Source organism: Hymenobacter terrenus (genome assembly GCF_000972495.1).
Lineage (GTDB): Bacteria > Bacteroidota > Bacteroidia > Cytophagales > Hymenobacteraceae > Hymenobacter > Hymenobacter terrenus.
In genome coordinates this window covers 115,918-127,400 of the sequence record NZ_LATM01000010.1, presented here as the reverse complement: position 1 = coordinate 127,400, position 11,483 = coordinate 115,918, and the positions used below count along the sequence as shown (strand labels likewise).

General features: G+C 59.6%; 10 protein-coding genes. 9 read left to right on the top strand and 1 reads right to left on the bottom strand.

Annotation, left to right across the window (positions count from 1 at the left end; all coding sequences use genetic code 11):
* Positions 1 to 93: 93 nt before the first annotated feature.
* The 3 genes from WX88_RS14315 (at position 94) to WX88_RS14305 (ending at position 2,113) form a co-directional block, all read left to right on the top strand.
* Positions 94 to 831, top strand: a complete 738-nt coding sequence (locus tag WX88_RS14315; protein ID WP_046245061.1) for a DUF421 domain-containing protein — start codon at positions 94 to 96, stop codon at positions 829 to 831.
* A complete protein-coding gene (locus WX88_RS14310) occupies positions 828 to 1,529 on the top strand; it encodes a DUF421 domain-containing protein (protein WP_046245060.1) in 702 nt (233 codons plus the stop codon). The genes WX88_RS14315 and WX88_RS14310 overlap by 4 nt, the downstream gene beginning before the upstream one ends.
* 272 nt (positions 1,530 to 1,801) lie before the next feature.
* On the top strand, positions 1,802 to 2,113 hold the full coding sequence (locus tag WX88_RS14305) for a 2Fe-2S iron-sulfur cluster-binding protein (protein WP_046245059.1): 312 nt from the start codon (positions 1,802 to 1,804) through the stop codon (positions 2,111 to 2,113).
* 174 nt (positions 2,114 to 2,287) lie between these two features.
* Here WX88_RS14305 and WX88_RS14300 read toward each other — a convergent pair whose 3' ends face one another.
* Entirely contained in the window at positions 2,288 to 3,391 is a 1,104-nt protein-coding gene (locus WX88_RS14300) for a glycoside hydrolase family 43 protein (RefSeq protein ID WP_197076791.1), read from the bottom strand.
* 293 nt (positions 3,392 to 3,684) lie between these two features.
* Between WX88_RS14300 and WX88_RS31420 the strand changes: the two genes are divergently transcribed.
* The 6 genes from WX88_RS31420 to WX88_RS14280 all read left to right on the top strand — a co-directional run bounded on the left by WX88_RS31420 (position 3,685) and on the right by WX88_RS14280 (position 11,387).
* Positions 3,685 to 4,269 carry a hypothetical protein gene (locus tag WX88_RS31420; RefSeq protein WP_231590707.1) on the top strand — a complete coding sequence of 195 codons (585 nt, stop codon included), beginning with the start codon at positions 3,685 to 3,687 and terminating at the stop codon, positions 4,267 to 4,269.
* Positions 4,270 to 4,272: 3 nt separating this feature from the next.
* Positions 4,273 to 4,638, top strand: a complete 366-nt coding sequence (locus WX88_RS31415) for a hypothetical protein (RefSeq protein ID WP_231590706.1) — start codon at positions 4,273 to 4,275, stop codon at positions 4,636 to 4,638.
* Positions 4,586 to 4,786 carry a hypothetical protein gene (locus WX88_RS31410; protein WP_231590705.1) on the top strand — a complete coding sequence of 67 codons (201 nt, stop codon included), beginning with the start codon at positions 4,586 to 4,588 and terminating at the stop codon, positions 4,784 to 4,786. The genes WX88_RS31415 and WX88_RS31410 overlap by 53 nt, the downstream gene beginning before the upstream one ends.
* Positions 4,787 to 5,322: 536 nt before the next feature.
* Positions 5,323 to 8,499 carry a SusC/RagA family TonB-linked outer membrane protein gene (locus WX88_RS14290; RefSeq protein WP_052732698.1) on the top strand — a complete coding sequence of 1,059 codons (3,177 nt, stop codon included), beginning with the start codon at positions 5,323 to 5,325 and terminating at the stop codon, positions 8,497 to 8,499.
* Positions 8,500 to 8,534: 35 nt separating this feature from the next.
* The gene (locus WX88_RS14285) at positions 8,535 to 10,151 is read left to right on the top strand and encodes a RagB/SusD family nutrient uptake outer membrane protein (RefSeq protein ID WP_046245058.1); all 1,617 of its coding nucleotides are present in this window, start codon (positions 8,535 to 8,537) and stop codon (positions 10,149 to 10,151) included.
* Between the two features lie 177 nt (positions 10,152 to 10,328).
* Positions 10,329 to 11,387, top strand: coding sequence for a glycoside hydrolase family 43 protein (locus WX88_RS14280; protein ID WP_046245057.1), 1,059 nt, complete (start codon positions 10,329 to 10,331; stop codon positions 11,385 to 11,387).
* The last annotated feature ends 96 nt before the right edge of the window (positions 11,388 to 11,483 follow it).

The window sequence follows — 11,483 nt, the reverse complement described above, 5'->3', positions numbered from 1 at the left end:
GTGATTGCCCATGGGCGGAGCAGGCTGTTGACTATCACCGGGTTGGTATTGGTGTGGCGATAACCGCTGAAGCAGGCAACAACTACTAAAACCATGAAAAAAGAGGATATCTACTTATGGGATTGGAAGCGCATACTTATCGGGAATGCCCCGGTAGAGTTTATGCTGGAAATAGCCATCCGTACGCTCATTATCTACCTGGCTTTCCTAATTATGATGCGCTTCATGGGCAAGCGCATGAATTCGCAGCTCAACGTGACCGAACTATCGGTTATGATTATGCTCGGGGCCATTGTGGCGGTGGCCATGCAGCTGCCCGAGCGGGGCCTGCTCCACAGCATGCTTGCGCTGCTGTGCGTGTGGGCACTGTACCGGGGCATCAACTGGTGGTCGTTTAAGAGTCAACGGGTGGCCCGCCTCGTGCAGGGCGATTTGCAGCAGGTGGTGGCCAATGGCGAGCTAGACCTGGCGGGCATGGCTACCGTCCGCCTCTCGCGCGAGCAGTTGTTTGCCCAGCTGCGCGGGAAAAAAATTCAGCACCTGGGCCAGCTCAAGCGGGTGTACATGGAAGCCAACGGCGAGTTCAGCATCTACCAGCAGACGCCGGCCCGGCCGGGCCTGTCCATCATGCCCGACAAGGACCTGGCCATGCACCAGACCGAACCGCAGGATGGCCACCAGAAAGCCTGCGAGCGCTGCGGCCATACCGAGCCCACCGACCGCCAGCCCCGCTCCTGCCCGAGCTGCGGCAACGAGGCCTGGACCAACGCCGTGCAACTAGCGCAAGACCGTAAACAGGACCAGGAGCATCCGCAACCCGTACTGTCATGAAACCTGAAGATATCCACCTCAGCGACTGGATACGCATCCTTGTGGGCGATGTGCCCGGCAGCTTCTACATCGAGGCCATTTTCCGGGCCGCGTTCATTTACCTGCTGCTGCTGGGCTCGATGCGGCTGATGGGCAACCGCATGGGCAAGCCCCTGACGCGCAACGAAATCATTGCCATGGTATCGTTGGCAGCCGGCGGTGGCGTGGCCCTTATGGCTCCCGACCGGGGCCTGCTGCCGGTAGTCATCATCTCGGCTATTGTTATCAGCTATCAGCGCCTGATTTCCTGGCTAGCGTTTCGCAATAAGAAGTTTGAAAGCACGGTGCTCGACGACATGAGCATCCTGGTAAAAGACGGCCGCCTGCAGCTCGACAAGCTGGAAGAAGGCGTGCTGTGCCGCGAGCAGGTGTTTGCCAAGCTGCGGCAGGAAGGCATCGCCAACATGGGCAACGTGCAGCGCGCCTACCATGAGGCCAACGGCACGTTCTCCGTCCTCACTTTTTCGGATTCGGAGCCCCGTACCGGCCTGTCGCTGTTGCCCCTGAACGATAAGGCATTTCGGCAGGAGCAGGAGAAAGCGCCTGACCAGTTTGCCTGCGGCAGTTGCGCCAATCTGCTGCACAGCTCCCACCAACCCGTTACCCAATGCCCACGCTGCGGCCACCAGGCCTGGGAGCCGGCCGTGGTGGGCAGTTGATTACCGCAGACACAGGGGCCCACGAGCCCCCTGCGGGGTCGTTCCCGGTAGAGCGGGCCCTCCTCCAGAAGAGTGGGAGCCGGACGTTGAAAGAACGGATGACGGTCTACACAAGCGTGGTGCTACGGCCCCAAAAATCGTGGTACCATCTCGCTTCAGATCTCTACCAATCCACGAAGGCTTTACCGGTAGCAAGCGCTTGCTTCAGCCACTTCTCCTCCTACCCTGCCCGGAAACTGCTATACTTGCCCCTCTTACCATCTGGCCGTTTCATGCAGGACGATGACTATCCGCAGCTGACTATTCGTGAAATCCAACAGCACAGCCCCAATACCCGCACGCTGGTACTCCAGCCCCCGGCTGACGAACCACTTCTCTACGAGGCTGGCCTGACCCTGTTGCACTCGCGGCATGGCAACGAAGCAGGCCAGTGCGGCAATTGCGCCGTGCGCTGCACCCAAGGCCACGTCTGGATGAGTACCAACGAAGTCCTAACGGACCGGGAGCTAGTCCGCGGCCTGGTCCTTACTTGCTCCGGCTACCCAATAGCAGGCGACGTGCATCTGGATTTCAGCCCGGAATAAACCACTCCGGTGATTATCTACCGGCTCCCCCGGCCCCCGGTTAATTTGATGCGCGAAGCCTTCAGAGAGGCAGGAGAGCCAGTCGAAGAAGAAGAGGCTTTGGTTAAAGACAAGCCGTTCGTCTCCAGCGCTCTTCTCGTTGGGAGAGGGAATTGAGTAGGCTTCCATAAGAAATCAGCGGGGCAGCGGCTGCGGTGTGAACGTTGGGCCCTGGCAGCGAGGGCCCTGCGCGGTCCAGGCCAGGGGGTCGATGCAGAGTTGGCGCTCGGTCATGCCTTTGTTCCAGGCGTGGTACACGAGGTATTCGGTCTTACCGTCGGGGCTGAGGACGTGAGAATGATGGCCCGGCCCGCGCACGTGGCCCGGCACCGCGTGTAGCACCCGGGCACCCCGCTCGGCCCCGGCATCGGAGTAGGGCCCCAGAATGTGGTCGGCCACGCAGAAATCCACCCCGTAGCGCTCAGTGAGGAAGTTGGCGCCGCTGTAAAAGCAGTAGTATTTGCCAGCATGGCGGCGCACGAAAGGTCCTTCCAGCGTGTGCCACTGCGCAAACGTGCGGTTGTCGTAAAGCGGCATCCGGCGGTTGGCCTCGAAGAGGGTCCAGGCGTGCTTGGCGCGCATTACGGTGCGGGGCTCATTGGCCAGCTTGGTCATACCCACTAGCTTGTCTACGGCCAAGCCCGTGCCGGGGAGGTAGCCGTTATTAGTATCGATGAAGTCGCGGGCATAAAACAGGTACCACTGGCCGTCGGTGTCGCGGTACGGGTGGGCATCGATGGTGAACTTGCTCTGCGGCACATCCAGCAGGGCAACTTCGGTGTAGGGGCCTTGCGGTTTGTTGCTGGTAGCCACGTGCAGGCGGTGGCCCTCTGTGGCCGCGATGGCCCCACCACCCCGCGAGTAATACATGTAAAATGTGCCCTCGTGCAGCACCACTTCAGGAGCCCAGAACTGGGCGCCCTCGCTACCAGCGGGTGGGGTGAGGGCCCCACCTGCGTCCTGCCAGTCCACCAGATTTCGAGAAGTAAGCAGGCTGAACACCCGCCCGTCCGTAGTGCGGCCGTCGCCCGTAGTACCGAAAGCATAATATGTGTCCTCGTGCCGCAGCACGAAGGGGTCGGGGAAATTGCGGGCCAGTACGGGGTTGGTGTAAGTGCGGGCCGCTGCCTGCGCCGACAGGACCGGCAGCAGCGTGAGGACGCCCCCGGCCGCAACATAGCGCAGAAAGTTGCGGCGGGAAACTTCAGGCCGGGACGTCATCAGCGGAAGGCGGTTCATAGCAATAAGGGAAAGTGGGTGATGATTACGTTAGAACCGATACATGGTAGTAGCGTGGAATCCGTGAGTTTATGACAGCGTTTACGGTTTACGCTCGCCGTCAATACTGTGGTAAACAAGAGGGGCAGCGGAGTCAGGGGGCGTGCACGTAGCACAGGGCGGCGAAGATAGTCGTCGGCAAACCTCCTTCGGCGCTCTATGCGCAAACGTTTGCGTGAGATGCTTCCCACTGTACCTTCGCTGTCCTGACCAACATTAGCGCGGTCCTACTCGTTCTTCAATCTCAGGTTGCTATGTCTGTCAAAAACTTACTGCTAGGGCTCCTACTGCTGGTTAGCCCGCTTGCTCACGCTCAAAAAGTTAGGCCCAAAGCTCCCCGCCAGCCAGCCGAACAAGTATGGCCCATTGCGAAAGCCAAGGCTTGGTACCGCGCACACCCCTGGATGAGCGGCACCAACTTCATCCCCAGCACGGCTATCAACCAGTTGGAAATGTGGCAGGCCGATACGTTCGACCCGCAAACCATCGACAGGGAACTGGGCTGGGCCGAAGGCATTGGCTTCAATACCATGCGCGTATTCCTGCACAGCCTGGCCTGGCAGCAAGACCCAAAAGGCTTCGAACAGCGGGTGGATAACTACCTGAGCATCGCTGACAAGTACCACATCGAAACCATCTTTGTCTTCTTCGACGACTGCTGGAACAAAACGGCGAAAGCCGGCCCCCAGCCCGCGCCCAAAACCGGCATCCACAACTCGGGCTGGGTGCAGGACCCCGGCGAGCCCGTCTCCCGTGACTCGGCCACCTTCGTCGCGCTGAAGCCCTACGTGCAGGCCGTGCTCAAGCGGTTCGGGCACGATAAGCGCGTTCTACTCTGAGACTTGTATAATGAGCCGGGCAACAGCGAGAAGCGCACGGCCTCGCTACCGTTGCTGCGCAACGTCTTCGCCTGGGCCCGCGCCGTCAACCCCGAGCAGCCGTTAAGCGTCGGCTTCTGGGCCTGGGACTTTGAAGCACTAAATACCTATCAGGCATTGCATTCCGACATCATCACCTACCATTGCTACGACGACCTGGTAACACACCAGCGCCTCATTCAGGTGCCGCCTCATTCAGGTGCTAAAAACGCACGGACGGCCCCTCATTTGCACCGAGTATATGGCCCGCCCACGCAACAGCCGGTTCGCCAACATCATGCCCCTGCTGAAACAGGAGAACGTGGGCGCTATCAATTGGGGCCTGGTTGAGGGCAAAACCAATACTAAATATGCCTGGGAAACGCCCCTGGCCGATGGCAGCGAGCCCAACGAGTGGTTCCATGAGGTGTTTCGAAAAGACGGCACCCCCTACCGCCAGGACGAAACCGGGCTTATTAGAAAACTGAATGACAAATAAATAAAACATCACAAAGCCCTGCTGGGGCGGGTGCCGTAGTGCTAATCTTGGTAAGATTAGCACTACGGCACCCGCCCCGTTTTTTGTAAATACTCCATCAAAGACTGAGCGGAAACGTGATTAATACGTAGCCAGTGGTAATGAGTACGTACGCAAACGTTTGTATTAATACTGAATTATTTAAAATAATTCATTAAATTGTTTTAATTTACTTTATCTCCTCATAACAGATGGCCTAACCGCGCAAGGGCAACCCCATAGCCCGATAATCAGTATCATGAGGCATCAAACAGCGTACCGCTTATGACCTGCAAACTGATATGCAACTCACTTACAGCCTTAAACATAATAAATGTGTGGCTTAGCTAGTGCCAATCAACCTCCGCTCTGGCGATTGGCACAGGCAATTTGTATGCTCTAGCCTAGACAGATTAGCGGCAATACGAGCAATAAATCACAGGTTTTATGCAAACGTTTGCAAAATCTAAATCAAATATTACTTTTACCAGAAATCTTTTCCCACTCAACAAATTCTCATGAAAAACAACCTACTCGGGGTAACAGCACTGGGGTCGGTGCTGCCGACGCTGCTTTGTTGCCTGCCTTTGCAGATGGCTGCCATTGGCCGGGTCTCTGCTACTCCGCTTGCTATTGGTATCCGCGATGCCCGGCCCACTACGCTCATTAACGGCCGCGTTGTTGATGAAAAAGGCGAAGGTATCCCCGGCGTGACGGTGCTCGTGAAAGGTACCAGCACGGGGGTATCCACCAACTCCAACGGAGATTTTAGCCTCGACGTGCCCGACGGAGCCACACTCGTATTCTCCTCCGTAGGCTACGCATCCAAGGAGGTTGCCGTGACGGGCCCGACCGTGAACGTAACCCTGGCTCAGGATGTCCAGCAGCTGAGCGAGGCGGTGGTAGTGGGCTACCTGGTGCAGGAGCGCCAGAATGTGACCGGCGCGGTGTCATCGGTGAGCGCGCAGGACGTGCGCCGTGCGCCGGTGGCCAGCGTGGGCGAGGCCATTCAGGGCCGCGTGCCCGGTGTGCAGGTGACCAACTCCGGTCAGCCCGGCCAGGCGCCGACCATCAACATCCGCGGGCTGGGCACCATTGCCAGCGGCAGCGGCCCGCTCTATGTGATAGATGGGCTGTGGGTGCAGGGCCAGGGTGGCCAGCGCGACTTTAACCCGGCTGACGTGGAGTCGGTGCAAATTCTGAAGGACGCCGCTTCGCTGGCGCCCTACGGTGCTTCGGGTGCCAACGGCGTGGTTATCATCACCACGAAGAAGGGTAAATCGGGCACCACAGCCGTGAATTTCAGCGCTAACGGGGGCGTGCAAAACCTGGTGAAGCGCCTCGATTTGATGAATGCGGCACAGTGGGCAAACATCAACAACCAGGCTTATGACAACGCCGGCCTGGCCCGGCAGCCGTTTGCGGCTACCCTGCCCGGCATCGATACCGACTGGCAGGATGAGTTTTTCAAGCAAGGCTCGATTCAGGACTATAATCTGGGCTTTTCGGGCGGCGGCCCCAACTCAAACTTCAACGTATCGGGCGGTTATCTTCGGCAAACCGGCACGGTGCAGGGGCCGGATTTTGAGCGCTACAGCCTACGCGTAAACACGGGCTTCACCCGCGGGCGGTTCCGCATTGGCGAAAACGCGCTGCTCTCGCGCACCAACCAAACCCGCCTGAACGTCATTCCCAGCTACGGCTCGCCATTCTATAACGTGGTGCAGATGCTGCCCGTCAACCCGGTGTATGACCAGACTGTACCGGGCGGCTTCGGCATCGGCAACCCCAACGCCAACACGTTTGGCCTCAATCCTATCGCCTCGCAAAGCCTGCTCAACGACACGGGCACTTCGAACCGCCTGCAGGGCAACGTGTACGGCGAAGTGTCGATTACTGATTTCCTGCGCTATCGTCTCAACCTGGCCACGGAGTTTCACGCTTTTCGCGACCAGCAGCGGCGGAAGTATGGCATCTGGCGGCAGAACGACATCACGCAGCCCTCGAACTTCGGCGACAGCCAAGGCAACGAGTTATTCGGCATGGCCGAAAACACGCTCACCTTCGACAAAAGCCTCGGCGACCATAACGTAACTATTGTGGGTGGCTACAGCCGCCAGCGCTTCGAGCGGGAGTTCACGCGGGGCGTCAACTTCGGCTACGGCGAGGGGCCTAACTATTACTGGGCGCTGAGTGCCGGCAGCCAGACGCCGCAGAGCATTGGCTCATCGTACGTATGGAGCAAGGAGTCCTTTTTCGCCCAGCTTACCTACGACTACAACCAGCGCTACCTGGTGACGGCCGCTTTCCGGCGCGACGGCTCCTCCCGCTTCGACCCCGACAACCGCTGGGGTAATTTCGGAGCTGGTTCGCTGGGCTGGCGGATTTCGAAGGAGAAATTCTTTGAAAACGTCAGTGTCATTTCGGACCTGAAGCTGCGGGCCTCCTACGGCCAGCTGGGCAACGACTTGCTCATTGGCGAGTACGGCGGCTCGTATTTGCCGCAGAGCTTTATCAACACCAATACCAACTATGGCTTGGGGGGCGGCACCCAAAACGGTGCCATCCAAACCAACTACGCCAGCACCAATATTCGCTGGGAAAGGCGCCGAACGACCAACGTAGGCTTCGACGCCGGGTTCCTGGAAAACCGGCTGACGCTGTCGGCCGACTACTACGTGTCGCAAACCACCGACGCACTGGTTGCGCCTAGCCTGCCCTCCATTCTCGGCAACGCGGGGAACAACCCGTACCGCAACTTAGGAAAGCTCGAAAACAAAGGCTTTGAGTTTGTGCTGGGCTACAACGATGACCGCGCCAAGTTCCGCTACGGCGCCACAGCCAACCTGACCACGCTGAAGAACACCGTACTCGACCTGGGCACTGTTGGCGGCGAAGCAGGCAGCGGCTCACGCAACTTCTTCACCGGGGGCCCCCGCGACATCACCCGCACCGAAGTGGGCTACGAGGTGGGGTCGTTCTACCTCTACCAGTTCGACGGCATCTACCAGACCGGCGACGCCAACATTCCGGCGGGCCTGGCTCCCGGCGACGTACGCTACAAGGACATCAACAGCGACGGGGTGATTGATGACCGCGACCGGGCTCACGTGGGCAATGTATTTCCCAAGCTGCAATACGGCCTGAACCTGAACCTGGGCTACGGCGCCTTCGATTTGACGGCCTTCTTCCAGGGGGTGCAAGGCAACGACATCATGAACCTGGGCCGGTTCCTGACCGACAACACCGCCGACAACAGCAACTACCGCGAAGACTTCAGCCCCTGGACGCCCACCAATCCCTCCACCACTACCCCGCGGGCCATCAAGGCAGGTGGCGACAATGGCGCGGCGGCTGGCAACAACGCTCGGTTTAACTCGACGCGCTGGCTGGAAAACGGCTCGTACCTGCGGCTGAAAAACCTGCAACTGGGCTACACCGTGCCCAAAACCCTGCTTGAACGCACCAAGTACGTGGCGTCGCTGCGCATCGTGGCCACGGCCCAGAACCTGTTCACGGTGACCGACTACACTGGCTACGACCCCGAAACCGTGGGCAGCAACGGCGGCTACGACCCCAACACGGGCACCGTGGGCGGCAACAACGCCCTGACTAATAGCCTGGCCCGCGGCGTTGACGAAGGCTCTTACCCCAACCTGCGCTCATTCACACTGGGCATTCAGGCCGGCTTCTAAGGCCTCTTCCCTTCACTCTTCAGTTATCCTTCGATATGAAAGTTTCATTTTTAGCCCGATTGGGATTGGCAGGCGTCTTACTACTTGGTGCCACGGCTTGCGAAAAAGACCTGCTCGACCAAACGAACCCCAATCTGCCGTCTACGGAACAGTCTTGGAAGACGAGCGACGACGCGGTGAAAGCCTCCGTAGCCAACTACGCCGGCCTGCAAGGCCTGGGGATGTACCGGCGCTGGCTGAATTTCGCGCTGGACCTGCGCGATGACACCGGCTTCAGCCAGAGCCCCTGGGGCGAGTTGGCCAACTTCACCCAATTCGTCCAGTCGAACTACGACTTTGAGGTATCGCGCGACATCTGGCGCGACCACTACCGCACCATCTTCCGCAGCAACCAAATACTCACCAACGTGCCCGGCATTCAGATGGACGCCACGCTGCAAAAGCGCATACTTGCCGAAGCACGCTTTTTGCGGGCGCTGAGCTACTTCAACCTCGTTTCGCTCTACGGTAACGTGCCCTTGGTGCTGCAATACTCGACCAACCTGAACCAGACCAGCGCCCAAGGCACCGAAGCTCAGGTGTGGGACCAGATTATCAAAGACTTGCAGGATGCGCAGCCGGATTTACCGGTCTCGTACACGGGCAACAACGTGGGCCGGGCCACGAAAGGCGCCGCCATCACGCTGCTGGGCAAAGTATACATGCAAAACAAGCGCTGGGCCGATGCGCAGGCACAGTTCGCGCAGATTATCGCCCCGAACAGTGGTTACAGCCTGGTGGCCTACACCGATAACTTCCGCCACACGACGGAAAACAACCCGGAATCCATCTTCGAGGTGCAATTTTCGGACGTGAACAGAGGTGGCAACGACGCCGCTGTTAACGGCCCCGACGCAACGTCATCACAGGGCGGGCAGCGCTCGCAGTTCTGGGGCATTCCTGGCACACCAGAAGAAAAGGGCAGGCCCGAAACCGGCATCCCGGGTGCGGGCTTCGGCGATGGCGAGGTGCGGCCGTGGGTGGTGCGCGAGTTTTTGCTAGAGCCTACTGCCACCGGACAGCGCGACCCGCGCCTGGCCGCTACGGTGTTCTACAACCGACGCGACCAAACGCAGTTTGCCACCCCGCTGCCCATCGATGCCGACACCTTGGTGTACGGCCGGGGTTTCGTCACCCGCTATCGCAAGGACGCGCGGAATCTGTCGCGGGTGTACTGGCGCAAGTACGCCACCGACTACTACCGGACCTTCGAGGACTTTGACTCGCCCATCAACCACCGCGTGATGCGCTTTGCCGACGTGTTGCTGTTGCAGGCCGAAGCCATCAACGAGCTGAGTGGCCCGGCCAACGCGGTGCCCCTCATCAACCGGGTGCGCGAGCGGTCTGGCCTGGCGCCCCTCAACGCCGGGGCTTTCTCGCAGGCCTCGCTACGGATGCAGCTCATGCACGAGCGCGTGACGGAGCTGGCCGGCGAGGGCGTGCGGTGGTTCGACTTGCAGCGCTGGGGCCTGCTCGACAACCAGCCCAGTGTTGACCAGTTCAAGGCCCGCGACCCCGACTTCAACAACTTCGTGGTGGGCAAATCGCGCCTGTTGCCCCTGCTGCAAACCGAAGTCGACCTAAACAGACTAATGCAAAACCCTGGCTACTAACCTCTAATTCAACCAGCCAGAATACCTTTCAGCCGCTACGCTCCCACGTAGCGGCTGTTTTGCTTAAAGTAGAGGGGCTCGGTATTGGGGAGCTTCTTTGCCAGAACCTGGGTCTACTAAAGAAAAGAGGCCTGCGCTGCCCATTGAAATGCTCGCATTTTCGCCTTATCCCACTCCATGATGCGCCTCATCACTCGTTCCTTCCTCGCTTTCTGGCTGCTACTGAGCTTATCAGCCTGCCAGAAAACCTCCGAACCCGTGGTGGCCGTGACGCCGCCCACCACGTTCACCAACCCATTGCTGGCTTCGGGCCCCGACCCGTGGGTCATCGAAAAGGACGGCTTCTATTACTACATGCACACCAACGGCCGCAACCTGGTGCTACGCAAAACGGCAAAAATGAGCGAGTTAAGCTCGGCCTTGAGCCGGGTGATTTGGACGCCGCCCACCACCGGCCCGAATAGTAGCGACATCTGGGCGCCGGAAATCCACTTTCTCGACGGCAAGTGGTATGTGTACTACACGGCCGGCCCCGGCAACTGCTGCGGCAGCCAGCGCCTGTGGGTGCTCGAAAACGCCAGCGCCGACCCCACCACCGGCACTTGGACCGAAAAGGGCCAACTCATAGTGCCAGGCGAAGATTTGTGGGCCATCGACGCCACTATTCTCGAGCAGAACGGCAACCGCTACGCCATCTGGTCGGGCCAGGAAGCAGGCTCCGATCAACAGAACCTCTACATCGCTCGGATGAGCAACCCCTGGACCCTCACCGGCCCGCGGGTGCGCCTGAGCCAGCCGCAGGAAAGCTGGGAGATTAATGGCTTTCCCACCTTTCCCAAGGTGAACGAAGGGCCCCAAATCCTCAAGCACGGTGGCAAAACCTTCCTCGTCTACTCGGCCAGCCATTGCAGCAGCGACAGTTACGCCCTGGGCATGCTCACGGCCAGCAGCACCGCCGACCCCATGGACCCCGCCGCCTGGACAAAATCGGCCACCCCGGTTTTCACTCAAAACCCCGCCGCCCGGGCCTTCGGCCCCGGCCACAACAGCTTCTTCACTTCCAAGGACGGGCAGCAAAACTGGATTCTTTACCACGCCAACCCGCAAGCCGGCCAAGGCTGCGGCGACTTTCGCACCCCGCGCATGCAGCCCTTCACGTTCCGCGCCGACGGCATGCCCGACTTTGGCACGCCGGTGGCTACCGGCACGGCCCTGCCGCGGCCCGGTGGCGAATAGTGCCGGGCCGCGGCTCCGGGGCCCCTACTTCACTCAAGGTCTTTTCCATCTTCAACATCTAAAGCTTTCTTTTCTGTGCTTCAAATTCCCCACCGT